The 20,968-nt window shown below is 71.7% G+C and carries 20 protein-coding genes; 6 read left to right on the forward strand and 14 right to left on the reverse strand.

Annotated elements, in window-relative coordinates:
- Positions 1 to 106: 106 nt before the first annotated feature.
- Positions 107 to 1,648 (reverse strand): MFS transporter, encoded by a 1,542-nt coding sequence (locus AOM00_RS02545; protein ID WP_082096453.1) that lies wholly within the window; start codon positions 1,646 to 1,648, stop codon positions 107 to 109.
- 262 nt (positions 1,649 to 1,910) lie between these two features.
- On the opposite strand from AOM00_RS02545, the gene AOM00_RS02550 reads away from it, so the two are divergent.
- Complete coding sequence (locus AOM00_RS02550; protein ID WP_062516315.1) at positions 1,911 to 2,474, forward strand: TetR/AcrR family transcriptional regulator; 564 nt, start codon at positions 1,911 to 1,913, stop codon at positions 2,472 to 2,474.
- Here the strand turns inward: AOM00_RS02550 and AOM00_RS02555 are convergent.
- The 10 genes from AOM00_RS02555 to AOM00_RS02600 form a co-directional block, all read right to left on the reverse strand.
- Entirely contained in the window at positions 2,471 to 2,875 is a 405-nt protein-coding gene (locus AOM00_RS02555; protein ID WP_062516316.1) for a hypothetical protein, read from the reverse strand. The genes AOM00_RS02550 and AOM00_RS02555 overlap by 4 nt on opposite strands.
- A gap of 70 nt (positions 2,876 to 2,945) precedes the next feature.
- Positions 2,946 to 3,422, reverse strand: a complete 477-nt coding sequence (locus AOM00_RS02560) for a hypothetical protein (protein ID WP_062516317.1) — start codon at positions 3,420 to 3,422, stop codon at positions 2,946 to 2,948.
- A gap of 200 nt (positions 3,423 to 3,622) precedes the next feature.
- Positions 3,623 to 4,798, reverse strand: coding sequence for a bifunctional 2-methylcitrate synthase/citrate synthase (locus AOM00_RS02565; RefSeq protein WP_062516318.1), 1,176 nt, complete (start codon positions 4,796 to 4,798; stop codon positions 3,623 to 3,625).
- 50 nt (positions 4,799 to 4,848) lie between these two features.
- Positions 4,849 to 5,751: a methylisocitrate lyase gene (prpB, locus tag AOM00_RS02570; protein ID WP_062516319.1), complete on the reverse strand. Its 903-nt coding sequence runs from the start codon at positions 5,749 to 5,751 to the stop codon at positions 4,849 to 4,851.
- 8 nt (positions 5,752 to 5,759) lie between these two features.
- On the reverse strand, positions 5,760 to 7,292 hold the full coding sequence (locus tag AOM00_RS02575) for an MmgE/PrpD family protein (protein ID WP_062516320.1): 1,533 nt from the start codon (positions 7,290 to 7,292) through the stop codon (positions 5,760 to 5,762).
- Positions 7,289 to 7,948, reverse strand: a complete 660-nt coding sequence (locus AOM00_RS02580; protein WP_062516321.1) for a GntR family transcriptional regulator — start codon at positions 7,946 to 7,948, stop codon at positions 7,289 to 7,291. The genes AOM00_RS02575 and AOM00_RS02580 overlap by 4 nt, the downstream gene beginning before the upstream one ends.
- A gap of 87 nt (positions 7,949 to 8,035) precedes the next feature.
- Entirely contained in the window at positions 8,036 to 9,277 is a 1,242-nt protein-coding gene (locus AOM00_RS02585) for a cytochrome b/b6 domain-containing protein (protein WP_062516322.1), read from the reverse strand.
- The gene (locus AOM00_RS02590) at positions 9,274 to 10,236 is read right to left on the reverse strand and encodes an electron transfer flavoprotein subunit alpha/FixB family protein (protein WP_062516323.1); all 963 of its coding nucleotides are present in this window, start codon (positions 10,234 to 10,236) and stop codon (positions 9,274 to 9,276) included. Before AOM00_RS02590 ends, AOM00_RS02585 begins: the two co-directional genes overlap by 4 nt.
- An 11-nt stretch (positions 10,237 to 10,247) precedes the next feature.
- On the reverse strand, positions 10,248 to 11,024 hold the full coding sequence (locus AOM00_RS02595; protein WP_062516324.1) for an electron transfer flavoprotein subunit beta/FixA family protein: 777 nt from the start codon (positions 11,022 to 11,024) through the stop codon (positions 10,248 to 10,250).
- Complete coding sequence (locus tag AOM00_RS02600) at positions 11,021 to 11,284, reverse strand: hypothetical protein (protein WP_062516325.1); 264 nt, start codon at positions 11,282 to 11,284, stop codon at positions 11,021 to 11,023. The genes AOM00_RS02595 and AOM00_RS02600 overlap by 4 nt, the downstream gene beginning before the upstream one ends.
- 54 nt (positions 11,285 to 11,338) lie before the next feature.
- Here AOM00_RS02600 and AOM00_RS02605 point away from each other — a divergent pair, with 54 nt between their 5' ends.
- Complete coding sequence (locus AOM00_RS02605) at positions 11,339 to 12,025, forward strand: ZIP family metal transporter (RefSeq protein WP_062516326.1); 687 nt, start codon at positions 11,339 to 11,341, stop codon at positions 12,023 to 12,025.
- Between the two features lie 61 nt (positions 12,026 to 12,086).
- Here AOM00_RS02605 and AOM00_RS02610 read toward each other — a convergent pair whose 3' ends face one another.
- Positions 12,087 to 13,598 carry a M28 family metallopeptidase gene (locus tag AOM00_RS02610; protein ID WP_082096454.1) on the reverse strand — a complete coding sequence of 504 codons (1,512 nt, stop codon included), beginning with the start codon at positions 13,596 to 13,598 and terminating at the stop codon, positions 12,087 to 12,089.
- 193 nt (positions 13,599 to 13,791) lie between these two features.
- Between AOM00_RS02610 and AOM00_RS02615 the strand changes: the two genes are divergently transcribed.
- On the forward strand, positions 13,792 to 15,219 hold the full coding sequence (locus AOM00_RS02615; protein ID WP_062516328.1) for a basic amino acid/polyamine antiporter: 1,428 nt from the start codon (positions 13,792 to 13,794) through the stop codon (positions 15,217 to 15,219).
- A 25-nt stretch (positions 15,220 to 15,244) separates the two neighbouring features.
- On the opposite strand, the gene AOM00_RS02620 is transcribed toward AOM00_RS02615, so the two are convergent.
- Both AOM00_RS02620 and AOM00_RS02625 read right to left on the reverse strand, forming a co-directional pair.
- Positions 15,245 to 16,312: a T6SS phospholipase effector Tle1-like catalytic domain-containing protein gene (locus AOM00_RS02620; RefSeq protein ID WP_062516329.1), complete on the reverse strand. Its 1,068-nt coding sequence runs from the start codon at positions 16,310 to 16,312 to the stop codon at positions 15,245 to 15,247.
- Positions 16,313 to 16,386: 74 nt separating this feature from the next.
- Positions 16,387 to 17,091, reverse strand: a complete 705-nt coding sequence (locus AOM00_RS02625; protein ID WP_082096455.1) for a GTP cyclohydrolase II — start codon at positions 17,089 to 17,091, stop codon at positions 16,387 to 16,389.
- A 178-nt stretch (positions 17,092 to 17,269) separates the two neighbouring features.
- Between AOM00_RS02625 and AOM00_RS02630 the strand changes: the two genes are divergently transcribed.
- From AOM00_RS02630 to AOM00_RS02640, 3 genes are all read left to right on the forward strand, one after another.
- Complete coding sequence (locus AOM00_RS02630) at positions 17,270 to 18,955, forward strand: glycoside hydrolase family 13 protein (RefSeq protein ID WP_062516330.1); 1,686 nt, start codon at positions 17,270 to 17,272, stop codon at positions 18,953 to 18,955.
- 65 nt (positions 18,956 to 19,020) lie between these two features.
- The gene (locus tag AOM00_RS02635) at positions 19,021 to 20,058 is read left to right on the forward strand and encodes a LacI family DNA-binding transcriptional regulator (RefSeq protein WP_062516331.1); all 1,038 of its coding nucleotides are present in this window, start codon (positions 19,021 to 19,023) and stop codon (positions 20,056 to 20,058) included.
- Positions 20,051 to 20,938, forward strand: a complete 888-nt coding sequence (locus AOM00_RS02640; RefSeq protein ID WP_228373383.1) for a carbohydrate kinase family protein — start codon at positions 20,051 to 20,053, stop codon at positions 20,936 to 20,938. The genes AOM00_RS02635 and AOM00_RS02640 overlap by 8 nt, the downstream gene beginning before the upstream one ends.
- Positions 20,939 to 20,968 lie beyond the last annotated feature (30 nt).

Raw genomic sequence — 20,968 nt, forward strand, 5'->3', positions numbered from 1 at the left:
CCCCCCACCCCCACCCCCGTGGGGTGCAAGCGTGTACACCGACGAAAGGTGCCCGTTCTCGTGTGAGAACGGGCACCTTCCGTCGGTATTGACTACGAGACGCTGCTCAGGCGCGCTCGGTCTCACCATCCGTGGCGCCCGCGACTGCCGGGACGGCAGCCTCGTCCGCGCCGGAGATCTGCTCGCCGGCAGCTGCCACCGCGGCCTCGGCGGCGTGCGCCCCTCCGGCCATGGGCCGCGACTGCACCAGGAGGGCGGCGGCGAGCGCCGCGAGCAGGACCGCGCCCACCGAGATCCACATCGCGGTCGAGAATCCCTGGACCGTGGCCTCCGCCATCTCGGCGGGGGTGGTCGCGCCGTGGTCGGCGATCCAGTTGCTCGTCGCGGTCGCGGCGACCGTGTTGAGCAGCGCGATGCCGATCGACCCGCCCACCTGCTGCGTGGTGTTGAGCGTCGCGGAGACGACGCCGGCATCGGTGCCCCGCACCCCGCCGGTGGCCGTGGCCATCGACGGCATGAAGGTCATGCCCATGCCGAGGCCCAGGAAGAGCAGGCCGGGGAACACGTGGAGCCAGTACGTCGAGTCGACGTCGATCTGCGTGAGGAACGCCAGCGCCGATGCGGCGATGAGCATGCCCGGGAGCATGAGGCGACGCGGGCCGACGCGGGGAAGGAACCGGGCCGAGATGCCGACCGCGCCGGTCATCATGCCGAGCACCATGGGAAGGAAGGAGACGCCGGTCTTGAGCGGCGAGTAGCCCTGGATCCCCTGCATGTAGTACGTGAGGAACAGGAAGACGCCGAACATGCCGATCTGCGTGAGGCCCACCGCGCTCAGAGCACCGACGCGGTTGCGGTCGCGCAGCAGGTGCAGCGGCAGCAGCGCGTGCGGGGTGCGGCGCTCGACGAGCACGAACACCACGAGCAGCGCCGCGCCCACAGCGAGCATCGACAGCACCAGGGTGGACGTCCAGCCGTGCTGCTCCGCCTCGCTCAGCGCGTAGACGATCGCGAGCACGCCGCCGGTCGCGAGCAGCGCACCGGGGATGTCGAGCCGGGTGCGGATGCCCTCGGTGCCGTGGTTGTGCAGGAAGAGCACCGCGCCGATCACGGCGACCACCGCGATGGGCACGTTGACCATGAGCGTCCAGCGCCAGTCGAGGTACTGCGTGAGCGTGCCGCCCAGGATCAGGCCCAGGGCCGCGCCACCACCGGCGATCGCGCCGTAGACGCCGAGCGCGCGGGCGCGCTCCTTCGGGTCCGTGAACGTCACGTTGAGCATGGACAGGGCCGCCGGCGCGAGGAGAGCGGCGAAGACGCCCTGAAGAGCACGGGCGATGATGAGCATCGCGAAGGTCTGCGAGACCCCGCCGAACGCCGAGGCGACGGCGAAGCCGATGAGGCCGGTGATGAGGACCTGCTTGCGGCCGAAGACGTCGCCGAGGCGACCACCGAGCAGGAGGAGCCCGCCGAACGCGAGCGTGTACGCGGTGATGACCCACTGGCGGTCGGCGTCGGAGATGCCGAGGTCCGCCTGCGCGGTGGGCAGCGCGATGTTGACGATGGTCATGTCGAGCACGACCATCAGCTGAGCAAGGCCGATCGCGGCCAGGCCCCACCAGCGGCGGGGATCGGGGGTGGTGTCCATGGGAGCCTTTCAGGTGAACGCGCAGTGGCGCGCGTCAGATCCGGGGAGGGCGGCATCGCCGGGGAGCCCGTACGGGCGAGGCCGGGGCTCGGGTGGGAGCCGGGACCGTGGGCGGTTCGGAAGCGGGACGATGTGCCCTTGAGGAACTTCCTAGCCGCCCGGTAAGTTACAGACAGGACGCTATGCTGGAACTAGCCGGTCGTCAAGTCGATTCCCGATTTCCCGCGGAATCACGTTGGCACCGGCGTCATGAGAGGAAGCGATGACCGAGACCCCCACCCGACGCCGCGGCGACACCCGCGCGCGCATCCAGGAGGTCGCGCTCGAGCGCTTCACCGAGAACGGCTACGACCAGACCTCGTTGCGCGAGATCGCCGAGGACCTGGGTGTCACCAAGGCCGCGCTCTACTACCACTTCAAGACCAAGGACGACATCCTCGAGTCGCTCCTCGCCCAGGCGTCCCACGCGCTCGACGAGCTGGTCGTGTGGATGCGCGCCGAGCCCTCGACCCGCGAACGTCGCCTCGAGATGATCCGCCGCCTGACCGACATCACGCAGGGCGTGCCCGGCGACGTGATGCGTTGCGTCCAGCAGAACGAGGTCGCGCTCCAGAACCTGGGAGGCACCACCACGCTGGTGCACGATCTGAAGGTGCGCCTGTGGGAGGCCGCGATGCCGGACGGGGCCTCGCTCCAGGACCGCCTTCGCATCCGGATGGCGATCATGACCGTGCTCATCGCCAACAAGCCGGGCAACGACCTGGGCGGCACGGCCGCCGAGCGCACCGCCGCCGCGCTGGAGATCGCCGAGGACCTGGTCCCCTAGGACGCCTCGACCGCGCTCACGCCGGCCAGACGCGTGCGGAACCACGCGACGTCCGCGCCCGCGAGCGCGATCTCGATCACCGCCTCGGCCGTCCGCACCGTGACCACGTTCATGGACGTGCCGATCACCTGCTCCTCGACTGCAGCCGGGACCCGCTCACCCTCGTCGACGGACATCACGGTGATGACGCGGTCGCGACGCCACAGCTCGCCGGGAGCCACGCGCCAGCGCGGCTTCGACTCCCAGAAGGGCTTCAGCCCGTCCGCGTTGCCGGAGACGACCCGCGCATGCGCGGCGATGAGGCCCTTCGCACGCAGCTTCGCGATCCGCTTGGGGCTAGGGCCACCCCTGCCGTCGGGTATCAGGATCTCGAGAAGGACCCCCACGACGAGCTCCCACATCCCGGTCCCCTTCCGCGTGCCGCAGACCCATGGTGACACGGCCGCGGCACGCCGAGCCCTCTGCCGGGGCTCAGCGCGGCGAGCCGGCGCTGACCGCTCCCATGAGCCGCTCCCTGAACCACCGCTCGTCGGCAGGGTCGAGCGCGATCTCGATCACCGCATCGACCGTGCGGACCGTGACGATCCTGAGGGGCGGGCCCGCTCCGAGGACCTCGTCCGCGAACGGGACCCGCAGCCGGTGCGCGCTCGCCGCGGTGCCGAGGACCTGCTCCTCGACGGCGCTCGGCACGCGCCCGGTGACATCCACGGAGCGGACCTCGATCACCTGGTCCCGGCGCCAGAGCCTGGCCTCCTCCGCGCGCCAGCGCGTCTTGGACTCCCAGAAGGGCTTGAGCCCGGGCACCTTGCCGGATGCGACGCGCGTGTGCGCCGAGACGATCCCGCGGGACCTCAGCTTCGCGAGGCGCCTACGCGTCGGCTGGAATCCCCAGAGCTCGAGCAGCTCGAAGATCAGCCAGAACGCCCTGCCGAACAGGTAGCCCTCCACCGCGCCTCCTCAGTTGTCGCCGAGCATAGCGGCGGCGCGCATCCGCGCGCGCTCGCCGGCTTGGAGCGTCTCCAGCCCCGACCCCAGGCTCGGGGCAGTCAGGACTGGCGGCCGATGGCGCCAGCGGGACATGGGTGCTCGATCCGCCGCGGATCCTGCACTCATGTCCCGCCGGGGCGCACCGAGGCGGGACTCCGAGGTCAGCCGGCCATCTCCTCCTGGCGGGTCGCGGCCGCCACGGAGCCCTCCGACGCCACATACCCGGCGATGTGCCTCTCCCCCGGCCCGTCGTACAGGGACAACGGCCGGATGAGCGCGTTGCTCGCCAGCTGCTCCTGGATGTGGGCGGTCCAGCCCGCGATCCGCGACATCACGAAGATCGGGGTGAACAGCTCCGTATCGAAGCCCATGAGGTGGTACGCCGGCCCCGACGGGTAGTCGAGGTTGGGGTAGATCCCCTTGCGCGCGACGAACTCCGCCTCGAGCGTGTCGTAGAGCTCGGCGATGTCGGGGCGGTCGTAGTGCGCGACGAGGGTGTCGAGCGCGGCCTTCATGGTCGGCACCCGCGAGTCGCCGCGCTTGTAGACGCGGTGCCCGAAGCCCATGATCTTGCGCTTGTCCGCGAGCGCCGCGTCCAGCCAGCCGCTCACGTTCGCCGCCGAGCCGATCTCGTCGAACGTCCTCATCACCGCCTCGTTCGCTCCCCCGTGCAGCGGTCCCTTGAGCGCGCCGATCGCGGCGACGATCGCGCTGTAGTAGTCCGAGAGCGTCGAGGTCACCACGCGCGCGGTGAAGGTCGAGGCGTTGAAGCTGTGCTCGGCATAGAGCGTCATGGAGACGTCGAAGGCCTTCCTGACGGTCTCTGGCGGCTCCTCGCCGAAGGTCATCCAGAGGAAGTTCGCCGCGTACCCGAGGTCCTCGCGCGGCGGGACGATGCCGAGCCCGCGGCGATGGCGCTGGATGTACGCCACCACGGCGGGCACCTTCGCGATGAGCACCAGCGCCTTGTCGCGGATCTCCTCCGGATCGGACGACCAGGCCGTCGGGTCCTCCCCGCCGAGCACGCTCACCGCCGTGCGGACCACGTCCATGGGATGCGTCGAGTCGGGGAGCCTCTGGATCACGCCCATGAGCCGGTCGCCGAGCTCGCGGTGCGACCTCTCGCGCTCGATGGACCGCGCGAGCTCCTCCGGGGTCGCGAGGTTCCCGCGCCACAGGAGGTTCACCACCTCCTCGAACGAGCACATCGCCGCGAGCTCCTGGACGGGATAGCCGCGGTACAGGAGCGAGTTGGTCTCCACGTTGACCTTCGACACGGCGGTGGTGTCCGCCACGACGCCGACCAGGCCCTTCCTGATCTCGGTGCTGTCGCTCATGATCACTCCTTTGTGATGGGGGCTGCGATGGTCGAGCGGGTGTCGCGCGGTCAGTCCTTGACCACGGAGAAGGTGAAGATGTCCGAGTCGAACCGGCTGTAGCCCTCGTAGTCGAGGAGGTCGTAGAGCTCGGCCCGATGTTGCATCTCGCCCACGCGGGCCGTGAGGGCACCCGTGTCCTCGAGCGTGTCGAGGGCACGCATGGCGGCACCCATGGCAAGCCGGAGCAGCGACACGGGCCAGATCACCATGTTCACCCCCACGTCGCGCAACGCGTCCACCGTGAAGAGCTCCGACTTGCCGAACTCCGTCATGTTGGCGAGCATCGGCACGTCGACGGCGGCGCGCATGGCCTCGAACTCCGCGAGCGTCGCCATCGCCTCCGGGAAGATCGCATCGGCGCCGGCGTCCACCAGCGCCCGCGCGCGGTCGGCGGCCGCGGAGAGCCCCTCGACGCCCCGGATGTCGGTGCGCGCCATGACCACCAGGTCCGGGTCGCGCCGGCCGTCCACGGCGGCGCGGATCCGTGCGAGCGCCGTGGGCTCGTCGACCACGTCCTTGCCGTCGAGATGGCCGCACCGCTTGGGGTTGACCTGGTCCTCGATGTGGAGCGCCGCGACGCCGGCGTCCTCGAGCTCCTGCACGGTCCGTGCGACGTTCATGGGCTCACCGAAGCCCGTGTCCGCGTCGACCAGCACGGGAAGGTCGGTCATGCGCGCGATCTGACGCGTCCGGGTCGCCACCTCGGTGAGCGTGGTGAGCCCGATGTCGGGCAGCCCCAGGTCCGCCGAGAGCACCGCGCCAGAGACGTAGACGCCCTCGAAGCCGCGCTGCTCGATCAGGCGCGCGGACAGCGGGTTGAAGGCGCCCGGCATGCGGAGCAGCTCGCCGGAGGACAGACGCTCACGGAAGGCCGCGCGCTTGGCCGCGGGAGTGGTGGTCGAGTACAGCATCGCGGCTCCTAGAGCAGCCCGCGCGGTGCAGGCGCCGCCGCGCGCACGGCATCGGGGACGGTGAAGGTCAGCTCGCCGAGCTCCTCGGGCGTGAGCGAGGGCAGGCGCTGGGCGACATCGAGGAAGCGCTCGACCTCCGCGTCCTCGAGGACACCCGCGGCGAGCGTGCGCAGCTTGCGCACGTAGTCGGCACGCGCGAACGGCCGCGCACCCAGGGGGTGGGCGTCGGCGACGGCGATCGAGCCGCGGAACACGCCGCCGTCCGCGAAGGTCACCTCGATCGACCCGCCGAACGCCTTCTCCCCCGGATCGTTCGAGTGGTAGCGCCGGGTCCATTCCGGATCCTCGGTGGTGACGATGCGCCGCCACAGCGCGACGGTGTCCGGCCGGGCCGCGCGCTCGGGCGCGTACGACGACTCGTGATCGAAGCATCCGTCCTGCAGCGCCACGGTGAAGATGTACGGAAGGGAGTGGTCGAGCGTCTCGCGCGAGGCCGTGGGCGAGTACTTCTCCGGGTCGCCCGAGCCGGAGCCGATCACGTGGTGCGTGTGGTGCGAGGTCGCGAGGACGATGCGCTCGACGCGGTCCGGGTCCGCGATCTCGGGGTGCTCGTGATGCAGGCGTCGCGCAAGGTCGATCCACGCCTGCGACTGGTACTCGGCGGAGTGCTCCTTGGTGTACGAGTCGAGGATGGCGCGGCGCGGCTCTCCCGGCTCGGGCAGCGCGACCTGGTACTCGGTGTCGAAGCCCCCCAGGAGCCACGCGATCACCCCGTCCTCGCCCTCGTAGATCGGGGTCGGGGACGTCTGGCCGCGCATCGCGCGGTCCACGGCCTCGACGGCGAGCTTGCCGGCGAGCGCGGGCGCATGCGCCTTCCACGACGAGATCTCGCCCTTGCGGGACTGCCGCGTCGCGGTGGTGGTGTGGAGCGCCTGGCCGACGGCCTGGAAGATCGTCTGGGCGTCCAGCCCGAGCATCGTCCCGATGCCCGCGGCGGCGGAGGGGCCCAGGTGCGCGACATGGTCGATCTTGTGCCGGTGGAGGCTGATGCCCTTGACCAGGTCGATCTGGACCTCGTAGGCCGTGACGAGGCCGCGCAGGAGCTCCGCGCCCGTGACGCCGCGCCCGGAGGCGTGCTGGGCGACAGCGACGAGCGGCGGGATGTTGTCACCGGGGTGCGAGTACTCCTCCGCGAGGAAGGTGTCGTGATAGTCGAGCTCGCGGACCGCGACGCCGTTGGCCCATGCCGCCCACTCCGCACTCACCCTGGTCGCGCGAGGCTCACCGAAGACCGTGGCGCCGCGACCGCCGGACGATGCGCCGTGGGCGAGCGCCTGCGCGCGAGCGGCGGACGGGGCCGGCCTCGAGTACGACGCGATCGCGACCGCGGCGTTGTCGATCACGCGGTTGACGACCATGTCCTCGACATCGGGCGTCACGGGCGCGGGATCCACGGCGACCTCGGCGATCCTCCAGGCGAGCTGCTCCTGGCGAGGCAGCGCCTCGGCGGACGTGTGGGCGCGCACGGCGTAGGTCTTCACGCGGGGATCTCCTCAGGGTCGGCGGCGTTGACGGATCGCAGGATGCTCGCAAGGCTGCGGTGAAGGTGGAGCTCGGTCGCGTGCGCGGCCATGGTGGGCGAGCCGTCGATGATCGCGTCCACGATGAGGAGGTGCTCCTGCGTCGCCTCGCGCAGGCGGGACTCGTCGTCGCTGGACAGGCGCCGCAGCCGCGCGACATGGGCGCGCACGCTGCGCAGGGCGGCAAGGAGGTACGGGTTCGCGGCCGCCTGATCGATCTCCGCGTCCATGCGCGCGGTGAGGGCGTAGAAGCCGTCGCGGGAGGCCTCGGAGGCGAGCCGCTCCCCCGCGTCGCGCAGCTCGTCCCGGAGGCCCTCGAACACCGCCGGGTCCCGCCGCTGCGCCGCGAGGCTCGCGGCCTTCACCTCGAGCGCCTCGCGGATCTCGAACAGGTGGCGGACGTCCTCGAGCGACAGGCCGGCGACCACGAGCCCGCGCCCCCCGCGCGCCGCGACCAGGCCGTCGGCTTGGAGCCGCGAGAGCGCCTCGCGGAGCGGCGTGCGCGATACGCCGAGGCGCTCGGACTGCTCGATCTCGCCGAGCGGCGCCCCGGGCGCGAGGATCCCCTCGAGGATCTCCTCGCGGAGGGCGCTGTAGACCCGCTCGCTCGTGCGCACTCCGCCTCCTTGCGATTCTGCATACAGAACATAGCCCTACAGGGCGAACATAGCACCGCTATCGCATCTGTGTATACAGAGAACGGATCAGCGACCGCTCACCGCTCCGAAACGTCCCGCGACGGGCGCGATCAGCAGCGGCCTCAGAGCCGCTGCCGCGCCCGCGATGACCACGACCGACACGACGAAGAGCACCACGCCCAGCCAGCCCGCGGCGTCGCTGGCCGCATACATGTGGCCCAGGTTGCGCCGCGCCCCCGTCGCGAGGACGAGCGCGACATGCCCGACCACGAAGGCCACGAAGTAGACCATCACAGGGAAGTGGAGCGCCCGCGCGATGCTCTTGGGGTAGATGCGGTCCCATCGCGCGCCGCCGCGCCAGTAGAGGCTCATGCGCACGCCGGTCGCGATCGCGAGCGGCGCCGCGACGAACACCGTGACGAAGTACGTGAGCTGCTGAAGCGAGTTGTAGTACGCCCAGCCGTCCTCCGCGGGCCAGTCGAGCGAGGCGTACTGCAACGTGGTCGACACCGCGTTGGGGACCACGCTCCAGCTGGTCGGCACGATCCGCATCCACTGCCCCGTCGCCAGCAGCAGGACGATGTAGACCGCCCCGTTCGCGACCCACAGGACATCGAGCGCCTGATGGGTCCACGCGCTCAGGCTGATGCGGTTGCGCGGGTCCGCGCGGCGCGCCCAATGGGCCTCGGGCCGCTGCTGGAGGCGCACCTCGACCCCCGTGCGCACGATCAGCACCATGAGGAACACGTTGAAGAAGTGCTGCCACGCGAGCCACGCCGGGATACCCACCGGAGCACCCTCGGGCAGCGCGTACGTGCCCGGATAGTCCTCGAGGAAGCGCTCGACGGGCGCGAGCCCCACCAGCCAGCGCGCGATCAGCACCACCAGCCCGGAGAGCACGAGCAACGCGGCGAGCCCGATCAGCACGCGAGCGCCGCGGCCCATGCGGCGCGGCGTGGGGACCGGCGTCGGCGCGGGCGAGGGCGCCTCGGGCGCGACCTCCGACACGGCATGCGGCACAGCATCGACGGGTGCGGCGGCCGACGCGGGCGCGTACCCGGCGGGAGGCCAAGGCTCGCCTCCCGGCGTCCTCGGCAGGCCTCGACGGAGCGCCACCCCGCCTGGCGCCTCGACGGCCGCCGTACGCGACGCCTCGACCGGCGCCGTGGGCGGCGCGGAAGCAGGCGGGGCCGCGGCCGCCGCCAGCACCTCGGTGGCGGCGTGCACCGCGGCGGGCGCGGCGCCGGCGGGCGGCCACGGCTCACCCCCGGGCACGCGGGGCAGCCCCCGCCGCACGGCGGGCGTCACGAGCCCTTCCTCGCCTCGAGCGCCTCGATCAGCTGGGGCACCACGGAGAAGAGGTCCCCCACCACGCCGAAGTCGGCGATCTCGAACAGCGGCGCCTCGGCGTCGGTGTTGATCACCACGATGGTCTTGGACGTCTGCATGCCGGCGCGGTGCTGGATCGCCCCGGAGATCCCGAGCGCGATGTAGAGGTCGGGCGACACCGAGACCCCGGTCTGCCCCACCTGATGCGAGGACGGCACGAAGCCCTCGTCGACCGCGACGCGCGAGGCGCCCACCGCGGCGCCGAGCGCATCGGCGAGCCGCTCCACCAGCGCGAACTGCTCCGCCGATCCGATCCCGCGCCCACCGGAGACCACCTTCGCGGCGCCGCGGAGATCCGGACGCGAGGAGGACTCGACGATGGGCTCGACCGCCGTCACCGTGGCCGCGGGAAGATCGGACGCCTCCACGGCCAGCGCCTCGACCACGGGGTCCGCGACCGCCTCGGCGCGAGCCTCGACGGCCCCCTGGCGCATCGTCACCACCGGCGAGCCGAACGTGGGTGCCGAGTCGACCAGGAACCCTCCGCCGTACACGCTGTGGTGCGCGACGATGCCCTCGCTGTCGCGGGAGACCCCGACCGCGTCGACCGCCAGGGTCGCGCGCGTCCGTGCCGCGTAGCGCGCGGCGACCTCCCTGCCCTCGACGGAGTGGGAGGCCAGCACGGCCGCGGGGGCGACCAGGGCGGCCGCGGCCGCGAGCGCATCGACCGCGCCGACGACGAACCGGCCCGCGGGCGCGGTCAGCACCCGCGCCGCCCCCAGGGCGCCGGCGGCGGCCGCCTGCCCCTCGGCATCGTCCCCCACCACGAGCGCGACGGGTGACCCGAGCGCGGCGGCGGCGCCGAGCAGCCCGGCCGATGACGCCGCGAGGCCACCGGCGGCGTCGCGATCGAGGAGCACCAGGATGGATGCGGTCATGGCCTGCCCCCTCACGCGAGCCGGTTCTCGACGAGGAAGTCGGCGAGCCGCTCCCCCGCATCCCCGGAGTCGACGATCTTCACCCCGGCCGCACGCGGTGGCCGCTCGCGCGCCGCGATCATGATCGAGCGCGGGACCTCGGGATCCTCGGCGTCCACGCCCAGGTCCGCGAGCGACAGCACCGCGATCTCCTTCTTCTTCGCGGCCATGATCCCCTTGAAGTTGGGCAGGCGCGGATCGGGCAGCGCCTCCGTGATCGAGACGAGGGCCGGCAGCGCCGCGGTCAGGGTCACGGCCGCGCCGTCCGAGGCACGGACGCCCGTCACGGCGCCCTCCCCGATCTCGATCGACGACAGGAAGGTCGCGCTCGGCACCGCAAGCAGCTCGGCCATCGCGGCCGGGACCGCGCCTCCCATCCCGTCGGTCGAGGCGTTGCCCGCGACGATGAGGTCGAAGCCCTGGTGCCGGGCGGCAGCGGCGAGCACCTCCGCCGTGAGCATGACGTCGGCTCCGACGAGCGCCTCGTCGACCACCTGGACGGCGTCGTCCGCTCCCATCGCGAGACCCTTGCGCAGGCTCGACTGCGCGAGCCCGGGGGCCATCGCGAGGAGCACCACCTCGGTCCCCTCGTGCGAGGCCGCGTAGGAGAGCGCCACCTCGAGGGCGCGCTCGTCGATCTCGTCGAGCACCGACGCATCCGCGGACCGGTCCGCGAGCCCGGTCTCGAGCGACAGCGTGCGCTCGCCGTACGTGTCCGGCACCACCTTCATGAGCACGAGGATCTTCACAGGCCTCCCTCTCCCCTTCGTCCGAGCGCCGCATGCGCGGCCTCCGCGAGCGCGGGCACGCCTTCTGCGAGCCCTTCCGCGAAGGCGTCGCCGGGCCGCTGCCCGTCGAGCCATCGCGTGTACATGGCCTCGCAGAAGATCGCGGACTTCCACAATGCGAGGGCCTCGTACCAGCACAGTTCATCAAGGTCGGCGCCCGTGCGCCAGGCATATCCTTCCGCGATCTGCGCGCGCGAGGGGAATCCGGGCTCCGCCGTCACGCGGCCGTGCCCGCCTGAGGCGCGAGGCGAGGCCGCCGGACCTAGGGTGAGGCTATGGTCGGGGCGCTGCTCGTGGGCATCGCGACGCAGTCGTCGCTGCTGCTCGCATGCCTGGTGGTGTACCGCTTCACGTTCTCTGATCGCACGGTCGGGTGGCTCGCCGGGCTCGGCTCCGGCGCGCTCCTGGGCGCCGCGTCCTTCCAGCTGGTCCCTCAGGCCCTCGCCGCGCTCGGGAACCTCGAGATCGGCGCATGGCTGCTGCTGGGCGGGGCCGTGTACGCGCTCGCCGACCGCATCGTCGAGAGCCGCTTCGGCGAGTCAGGCGCCATGGGCATCGTGGTCGGCAACATCATCGACGCCCTCCCCGAGTCGCTGATCTTCGGCATCCAGCTGGCCGCCGGCCTCACCGTGAGCCCCGCGCTCGCGACATCGGTCTGGGTGTCCAACATCCCGCAGGCGCTCGCCCCGGCCGCGGAGATGCGTGCGACCGGCTGGAAGGCATCGCGCCAGGTGGCGCTGTGGGGCTCGGTCGTGGTGGTCGCGGGCGCATGCTCGGCGCTCGGGTTCGGCGTCGCCACCGCGCTCAGCGAGGTGACCGGTGCTCGGCTCGCGGCGTTCACCACGGGCGCGCTCATCACCATGCTCACCACGTCGATGATCCCGTTCGCGTACCGCAAGGGTCGGGTGGCGGCCGGGCTGTGGGCGGTGGTCGGCTTCGGGCTCACGCTCGCCGGGTCCTGACACACGGGCGGCGCGGCCCCGAAGGACCGTGCCGCCCGTCATCACGGACCGGGTCGCGCGCTCAGGACGCGTCGACGAGCCCCTTCGGCTTGAAGTTGCCCTTGCCCGAGACCCCGTTGACCGCCTGGGTGTTCATGGCGAACTGCAGGGTCGCGAACGCGATCGCATCCGCGTTGATGTCGAGGGCCTCCATGCTGATGTTGTCGAGGGTGTCGCACGCCTGGTGGTAGCACGGGTCGTACCACTCGCCGGCGACGCCGCCGTAGAGCGCGGCCTCCTCCGCGGTCTTCACGCCCTCGGCGCCGGTGAACAGGCCGCCGGCCGGGATGCCGACGTCGATGAACCCCGCGTAGTCCGACCGCCCCGAGAAGTCGGTCGCCTGGAACGGCAGCCCGGCATCGGCGTAGAAGTCCTCGAACGTCGCCTCGATGACATCCGAACCGGCAGGTCCCTCCTGGCCGAACGACGAGCCGTCGCCGTCGTAGATCCCGAGCATGTAGTTGGGCGAGGCCACCATGTCGAAGTTGAGGTAGAGCGCGATGTCTCCGATCTCCTCATCGGTGAGCGAGTAGGCGTACTCGTACGAGCCGATCAGCCCGGACTCCTCCGCGCCCCACCAGGCGAACCGCAGCTGGTTCTTGGTCTTGACCTTGGCCAGCCCCTCGGCAACCTCGAGGATCGCCGCCGAGCCTGATCCGTTGTCGTTGATCCCGGGGCCCTCGGGCACGGAGTCGAGGTGGGCGCCCGCCATGACCACGTTGCCGGGGTCGCCCCAACGGGACTCCGCGATCACGTTCGCGGTCTCGCGTGTCTCCGTCAGCGCATCGACCGTCAGCGTGACCTCGGCGCCGCTGTCGACAAGCGCCCTGCCGACGTCGTAGGAGGCCCCGACCACGGGGATGGTCACGCCGAGACCACCCAAGGTGCCCGCGAAGTTGACCTCGCGGCCCGGCTGGCCCTCGTTGTAGATCACCACACCCACGGCGCCCGCGAGCTCGGCGTTGTACGCCTTGAGGAAGAAGCTGCACGAGCCGCGCTGGAGCACCGCGATCGCCCCGTCGGGGAACCCGTTGAAGTCCTCGGCCTCGCATCCCGAGGTCGAGGAGTTCGCCTCGACGCCGGGCGGCACCATGAGGTCGACTCCCACCGGCAGGCCCGTGGCCGTGCCCGACCCCGAGTACTCCATCGTCGCGAATCCGGGCTCGCCGAAGTACTCGTAGTCGACGCCGTCCTGCGCGAGCGTCGCCGGTGACAGCTCCTCGAAGTAGTCGAACGTGAAGGGCTCGATGGAGACGTCGTAGCCTGCGTCCTCCATGACGCCGACAACGTAGGCTGCCGACGCGTCGAATCCGGGCGTGCTCGAGGCGCGGGTGCCGCCGTTGGCGTCCGCGATCTCCTGCAATGCCGCCAGGTGCGCGTACGCGCCCTCGCCCGAGACGCATTCCAGCAGCTTCTTGGTCGTGTTGTTGACGCGGGTGTCGCAGGACTCCGACCCCGCAGACGCGGCAGGCGCGACCATGAGGGTCGCGCCGCATGCCAGGACTCCCATCCCGACCAGTCTCTTCTTCTGCATTTCCTCCCCTTTCGTGTCCTCAGCCGTGCCTGCACCGTAGGCAGGTCACCTGGCACGATGCAGGGCGAACGCCGCAATGCGCACGAATCCTGCAAGGTCGCACCGCGGACGGACGAGGAGAACGGCCCGCCGGGCGCATCGTCCCTGCGCTTGTTAGGTTTCGAAGGGACGATGCGGCGTGGGAGGAGGGCCGATGGCGGGATCGCCCGAGCGCGCGCCGGTGAAGCTCTCGCTGCTCACCATGACCACGATGGTGGTCGGCACGATGGTGGGCGCCGGCGTCTTCACGCTCCCCCAGCGGTTCGCCGCGGCGACGGGCGTGAGCGGCGCCCTCATCGCCTGGGCCGTCGCGGGCTTCGGGACGCTCATGCTCGCGCTCATGTTCCAGGCGCTGGGCAACCGCAAGCCGCATCTGGACGCAGGCATCTACGCCTATGCGAAGGCGGGCTTCGGCGAGTACCTCGGGTTCTTCTCAGCCTTCGGGTACTGGGCGACCACGTGCGTGGGCAACGTGTCCTTCTGGGTGCTCATCATGTCGACCATGGGCGGGATGTTCCCCGCGCTCGGCGAGGGCGACACGGTGCTCGCGGTGGTGCTCTCGAGCGCGGGGCTCTGGGGCTTCTACCTGCTGGTCCGCCAGGGCGTGAAGGAGGCGGCGGCCATCAACCGCATCGTCACGCTCGCCAAGCTGGTACCGATCATCGTGTTCATCGTGATCGTGCTGTTCTACGTGGACCCGCAGGTGTTCATGGACAACATGGCGGGCGCGTCCGGGCTGCCGCTGTTCGACCAGGTCAAGGAGACGATGCTCGTCATGGTCTTCGTCTTCCTGGGAGTCGAGGGGGCGAGCATGTACTCGCGGCACGCCCGGCGGCGCGAGGACGTGGGCCGCGCGACGGTGCTGGGCTACCTCAGCGTCTTCGCGATCTTCGCCTCGGTCACGATGGTCTCCTACGGCGTCATGCCCGCTGCCGAGATGGCCGAGCTGCGCCAGCCGTCGATGGCCGGCGTGCTCGAGTCCGTGGTGGGCGGCTGGGGATCGGTGTTCATCAGCGTCGGGCTCATCGTGTCGATCCTGGGCGCCTACCTCGCGTGGACGCTCATCGCGGCGGAGCTGCTCTTCGTGGCCGCGCAGGACCACGACATGCCGCGCTTCCTCGGCCGCCAGTCCGATCGCGACGTCCCCACGACGGCGCTCATCACCACCTCGGTGCTCACGCAGGCGATGCTGCTGGTGGTGCTGATCTCCGCCGACGCCGTCAACTTCATGGTCGACCTCACGAGCGCGCTGTCGCTGATCCCGTTCCTCTTCGCCGCGGGCTACCTGCTCAAGATCGCGGCGCTCCGCGACGGCTACGCCGGGTCGCGCGAGCGGGGGCGCGAGCTCGCGCTGGGCGTGCTGGCGACCGCGTACGTGGTCTTCCTGCTGTTCGCGGCGGGGCTGACGTTCGTGCTGGTGTCCTCGATCATCTACGCGCCCGCGTCGATCCTGTTCATCATGGTGAGGCGCGAGCAGGGACGGCGCTGGTTCAGCCCACCCGAGACGGTGATCCTCGCGGTGTCGCTCCTCGCGGCCACGGTGGGAGCGGTGGGGCTCGCGACGGGGTGGCTCAGCATCTGATCGACCCGCGCGGGCGGACGCGCGCTCACACCTCCGTGACGCGGTGCGGGCCGGCGAGCGCGTCGATGAGGTTCTGCGGGTGGTCGGTGGGCTGCGCCGCGTGACGTGCGACGGCGGTCGAGGAGAGCGACTCGTTCCCGTGCTCCGCCTCACCGATGGGCCGGATAAGCGGCTTCCACAGCTTGAAGATCCCGGAGCGCGAGCTGCTGATCGGGCCCATCTGGTCGGGCGCGAACGGGACCGGCTCGGCGTCGCCGGCGCGGACCGTGCCGCCCTCGACGAACGCATCGTCCACGAACGCCAGCCCCTGCGCCGCGGCACGATGCGCGATCCACCGCATCGTGATGTCGGACAGCGCGGTGCCGCCCCCGCCACCGCCGCCGACGTTCGAGTGGCATCCGGCGAACCACACCTGCTCGAGGATCTGACCCGGCGCGGGCTCGGGCAGGTTCCACAGCGTCGGCGCGAAGGTGGTGCGCTGCTCGTCGATCGCGACGGCGTGGTGCGCAGCCTTCACCGACCGGGACAGCTGGGTGTCATGGAACGACCACCGGCGGTTGAACCACTCGATCACCGGGAGCGTGGTGCCGGGGATCCCCAGCGAGCCGACGGTGTCGAACACGCCCACGAACTGGATCTGGGCGTCGTCATGCGAGTAGCTGCGTCGGAACAGCTCGGCCTTGCGGGCCCCGGGCGCGGTGGCCTTGGACCGCGATCGGTACAGCGCGTACGCCTCGCCGAGCCTGCCGAGGTGCTCGGGCTTGAGGATCCCGGCGTTGCGCAGGAAGCCCGCGATCGAGCGGGCGGTGTACGCGCCGCGGCTGTACCCGATCAGGTAGATCTGGTCGCCGGGCTCGTACTCCTCGGCGATGCGCAGGTAGCCCTGGCGCACGTTCTCCGACAGGCCCCAGCCGAAGGCTCCGCCCAGCAGCTTGGGCCCCGAGGTGCCGACGCCGGTGACGTAGTGGACGTGCTGCTCCACGCCCTCCGCGTCCTGCGGCGCGACCGCGAGCGCGAGCTTCACCACGTTCGTCGGGTTGCCCTGGTCCGCCTTGCTCCATGTGCCGTCGCAGCACACCACGATGCGCTTCATCGCGCCCCTCCCCCGGTCACGCTCAACCTCTCAATGAAACGCCTGGTCCGGGGCCACGTCAACCGGGGGTGCGGTCAGAGCAGCCCGGGCAGCGCGAGCGTGTGACCGGTGTGCTCGACCTTGGTCGCGAGGTAGCGCGCGTTCGCGTCGCTCAGGTGCACGCCGGTGGCGACGCGCTCCTCGACCGAGACCCCGAGCAGCTCGAGCTGGGCGGCCTTGTCGGGGTTGTTGCTCAGCAGCCGGATCCGGTCCGCGCCGAGCGCGCGCAGCATCTGCGCGGCGGGCGCATAGTCGCGCTCGTCCTCACCGTGGCCCAGCGCGACGTTGGCCTCGTAGGTGTCGAGGCCCGCGTCCTGGAGCGCATAGGCGTCGAGCTTCGCGTACAGGCCGATGCCGCGCCCCTCCTGCCGCAGGTAGAGCAGGAAGCCGCCGGTCGCGGCGATCCGCTCCGCCGCCTCCCGCAGCTGCGGGCCGCAGTCGCAGCGTTCCGAGCCCAGGACGTCGCCCGTGAGGCACTCCGAGTGCGGGCGCACCAGCGGCGGCTCCTCGCCGGCGGCCGCGCGGGCGAGCGCGCCCTCCCAGTCGCCCAGCCCGATCGCGAGATGCTCCTTGCCGTCCACGAGCCCGTCGAAGGTCATCACCCGACCGGTGGTCGCGAAGCCGTCCGCGAAGCGCAGCGGCACGGTGACGGCGGTGCGGACCGCCGCCGCAGGCGGGTCGAGCGGCGCCGCCTGCACGGCATCGTCACGGGTGCGGCGGCTGGGGCAGATCGCGGTCATGGCGGCTCCTCGGGGCGGGCGCCCCTGCGCGGGCGCGATGCGTGCCGCAACAACCATCCGCGCGCCGGGATTCCCGCCGCGACCGCGCCGGTTTGCACCCGCTCGATGTAACCGCTTACATTGGTCGGCATCGTCGCCGCGGAGCACCGCGCGGCAACCGACCCTCCGAGAGGACACCGTGGCCCACACCGTCGCAGCCCAGGACATCGCCACCGCGGACGCCGCCGCCCACGACTGGTGGCGCTCATCCGTGATCTACCAGATCTACCCCCGCTCGTTCGCCGACTCGTCCGGCACCGGGGTAGGCGACCTCCGGGGCATCACCGCGCGCCTCGAGTCGCTCGCGGACCTGGGCGTCGACGCGATCTGGCTGTCGCCCTTCTACCGCTCCCCGCAGAAGGACGCCGGCTACGACGTGTCCGACTTCCGCGACGTGGACCCGCTGTTCGGCACGCTCGACGACTTCGACGCGATGGTGGCGCGCGCCCACGAGCTGGGCCTGCGCGTCATCGCCGACATCGTGCCCAACCACTCGAGCGACCAGCACCCGTGGTTCCAGGCCGCGCTCGCGGCGGGCCCGGGCTCCAAGGAGCGCGAGCGCTACATCTTCCGCGACGGGAAGGGCGAGCACGGCGAGCTCCCGCCGAACAACTGGGAGTCCGTGTTCGGCGGCCCCATGTGGACCCGCGTGACCGAGCCCGACGGCACACCCGGCCAGTGGTACCTGCACATCTTCGACACGTCGCAGCCCGACTTCGACTGGGAGCTCGAGGAGGTCCGCGAGGAGTTCGACGGCGTGCTGCGCTTCTGGCTCGACCGCGGCGTCGACGGCTTCCGCGTGGACGTGGCGCACGGGCTCATCAAGGCCGACGGCCTGCCCGACTTCGTGCAGGACGACGAGGAGGCGTCGATGGGTGGCGGCGCCGCCACGCAGTCGCCGTACTGGGCGCAGGACCGGGTCCACGAGATCTGGCGCCGGTGGCGCAAGGTCACCGACGAGTACGAGGGCCAGCGCATCCTCGCGGCCGAGGCCTGGGTGTACCCGCTCGAGTTCATGGCCAACTGGGTGCGTCCCGACGAGATGCACCAGACCTTCAACTTCGGCTACATGGAGACCCACTGGGACGCCGCGGACCTCCGTGCCGTGATCGACGACTCGATCACGACCTTCGGCGCCGTAGGCGCTCCGAGCACCTGGGTGCTCTCCAACCACGACATGATCCGCCATGCCACGCGCCTCGCGCTGGGCAAGGACACCCCGCAGGGACACGGCGTCGGCCCCGCGAGCCCGGGCCTCCCCGATGTCGAGGAGGGCATCCGCCGCGCCCGCGCCGCCTCGCTGTTCATGCTCTCCCTCCCCGGTGGCGCGTACCTCTACCAGGGCGAGGAGCTCGGGCTTCCCGAGGCGATCGACATCCCGGACGAGGCGCGCCAGGACCCCACGTGGCACCGCACCGAGGGCGAGCGCTACGGTCGCGACGGCTGCCGCGTGCCGCTCCCCTGGGAGGCCGATGCGCCGGCCTACGGCTTCTCCCCCACGGGCGACGCCTGGCTCCCCCAGCCCGCGGTCTACGGCACGCTCGCGCGGGACGCGCAGTCCGGCGTGGAGGGCTCGACGCTCGAGATGTACCGCGCCGCGCTGCGCCTGCGCCGCGAGCACCGCATCGGTGTCGGCTCCGGTGACGTCGCCTGGGAGGACTCGCCCGAGGGCGTGCTCATCCATCGGGTGGGCGACATCCGCGTGATCGCGAACGTCAGCGGCGCGCCTGTCCCGGTGGAAGGCGACGTGCTCGTGACGTCCCACGCGCTCGAGGACGGCGCGCTGCCGGCCGACGCGACGGTCTGGGTGCGCGTGCGCGGGTAGGATTCCCGCAGGTACGGACCGCCGTCCCAGCAAGGGGCGCCGGTCCGCGACGGAAGGAGCCGACGGTGGCGACGATCCAGGGTGTCGCCGAGCGCGCCGGCGTGTCCACCGCGACCGTCTCCCGCGCGCTCGCCGGCAAGTCGACCGTCTCGGAGTCCACGCGCAAGAAGGTCGAGGCCGCCGCCCGCGAGCTCGGCTACGTGGCCTCCGCCACCGCATCGTCCCTCGCCTCGGGCCGCACGCGGAACGTCGGCTTCGTGCTGCCCGTCCTGGGCAGCTGGTACTACGGCAGCGTGCTCAAGGGAGCGAACCGCGCGCTCGCGGACGCGGGCTACGACATCACGCTCTACCACCTCGAGGACACGGACCGTCATCCGGAGCGGCGCAAGCGACTGTTCGCGGAGTTCCTCCAGCGCAAGCGCGTCGACGCCTTCATCGCGGTCTCCGTCGAGCTCACCGGTGACGAGCTCGCCCGCATCCACGACCTCCGCAAGCCGATGGTCGGCGTCGGCGGACCGCTCGCGGGCGTCACCACGCTCAGCCTGGACGACCGCGCGGTCGCGCACCTCGCGACCTCCCACCTCACCTCCCTAGGCCACCGTCGCATCGGCTTCATCGGCGGCGAGGAGCGCACCAACCTCGACTTCGCCCTCCCGCTCCACCGTCGCGAGGGCTACGAGGCGGCGTTGACCGACGCAGGGATCGCGCTCGACGCGCACCTGCGCTCGGTGGGCGACTTCACCATCCAAGGCGGGTACGAGGCCGCCAAGCAGCTGCTGGGGGACCCGCGCGTGCGCCCCTCCGCGCTCTTCGCCGCCTCCGATGAGATGGCCATCGGCGCCATCCTCGCCGCACGCGACCTCGGGCTGCGCGTGCCCGAGGAGCTGTCCGTCATCGGGATCGACGGGCACGAGCTCGGGGAGTTCTTCGAGCTCACCACCGTGGACCAGCACCCCGTCGAGCAGGGCCGCCTGGCCGCCGAGGCGCTGCTCGCGGAGCTCCGGCCCGATGCCGCGACGGCCACGCACGTCGCCGTCTCGCTCCCCTACGAGCTCAAGGTGCGGCGCTCGACCGCCGTGCCGCAGGCAGGCGCGCGTGACTGAGCCCGAGGTGCTCGTCGTGGGACCCACGAGCGAGAACCTCATCGTCGCGCTCGACAGGCTTCCGCGCCCCGAGCCGCACACCGTGTTCGCGCAGGCATCGACCACGGCGCTCGGCGGGACCTCCGCGGGCAAGGCGCTCCACCTGGTCGACCAGGGCGTGGCGGCCCGTCTGCTCACCACGCAGGGGGACGACGCGACGGGAGAGTCGCTCATCGCGGCGCTTCGGACCTCCGGGGTCGAGGTGAGCGCCGTGCGCACCACCGGTCCCAGCGAGCGCCACCTCAACCTCATGTCCGCGCGCGGCGAGCGGGTCTCGATCTACCTGCAGGCCGCCGCCGAGATCGAGGAGGAGGAGCTGCGCCGCGCACGGGCGACCGCGCGTGAGGCCCTGGTCCACGCGCGCGCCGTCTTCCTGGACCTGGCCGAGCTGTCCCGCGCGCTCATCCCCGAGGTGACCGCGCTCGCACGCGAGGTCTGGGTGGATGTCCACGACTACGACGGAGCCGAGGCCTTCCACAGGCCGTTCATCGAGGCCGCGGACGTGATCCTCATGAACGGCGACCGCATGGACAGCCCGTCGGTGTACCTCCGCTCGCTCGTCGAGGACGGCAAGCGCCTCGCGGTGTGCACGCTCGGCGCGCGAGGCGCCATCGCCGTCGGCTCCGACGGATCCTTCGCACGCGTCGAGGCACCCACGGTCGACGTGGTGGACCCCAACGGTGCGGGCGACGCCTTCGCGGCGGGCGTGATGTCCCACGCGCTGCGCGTGGGCGGTGCCGGCTACCTCACGGGCGACGCCCTGTGGGAGGCCCTCGAGGCGGGGTCCGCGCAGGCCGCACGGGCGCTCTCGACGCGCCGGCTGTCGCCCCTGCTGGACTGATCGCGCCGGCGCGACGAGCGTCGACGCCGC

The organism is Demequina gelatinilytica, from assembly GCF_000971115.1.
Lineage (GTDB): Bacteria > Actinomycetota > Actinomycetes > Actinomycetales > Demequinaceae > Demequina > Demequina gelatinilytica.

Coding starts and splice junctions, on each gene's coding strand:
- AOM00_RS02625 (WP_082096455.1), bottom strand. CDS start 17,091: ATGACCGCGATCTGCCCCAGCCGCCGCACCCGTGACGATGCCGTGCAG.
- AOM00_RS02555 (WP_062516316.1), bottom strand. CDS start 2,875: ATGTGGGAGCTCGTCGTGGGGGTCCTTCTCGAGATCCTGATACCCGAC.
- AOM00_RS02610 (WP_082096454.1), bottom strand. CDS start 13,598: ATGCAGAAGAAGAGACTGGTCGGGATGGGAGTCCTGGCATGCGGCGCG.
- AOM00_RS02545 (WP_082096453.1), bottom strand. CDS start 1,648: ATGGACACCACCCCCGATCCCCGCCGCTGGTGGGGCCTGGCCGCGATC.
- prpB (WP_062516319.1), bottom strand. CDS start 5,751: ATGCTGTACTCGACCACCACTCCCGCGGCCAAGCGCGCGGCCTTCCGT.
- AOM00_RS02620 (WP_062516329.1), bottom strand. CDS start 16,312: ATGAAGCGCATCGTGGTGTGCTGCGACGGCACATGGAGCAAGGCGGAC.
- AOM00_RS02605 (WP_062516326.1), top strand. CDS start 11,339: ATGGTCGGGGCGCTGCTCGTGGGCATCGCGACGCAGTCGTCGCTGCTG.
- AOM00_RS02590 (WP_062516323.1), bottom strand. CDS start 10,236: ATGACCGCATCCATCCTGGTGCTCCTCGATCGCGACGCCGCCGGTGGC.
- AOM00_RS02550 (WP_062516315.1), top strand. CDS start 1,911: ATGACCGAGACCCCCACCCGACGCCGCGGCGACACCCGCGCGCGCATC.
- AOM00_RS02615 (WP_062516328.1), top strand. CDS start 13,792: ATGGCGGGATCGCCCGAGCGCGCGCCGGTGAAGCTCTCGCTGCTCACC.
- AOM00_RS02565 (WP_062516318.1), bottom strand. CDS start 4,798: ATGAGCGACAGCACCGAGATCAGGAAGGGCCTGGTCGGCGTCGTGGCG.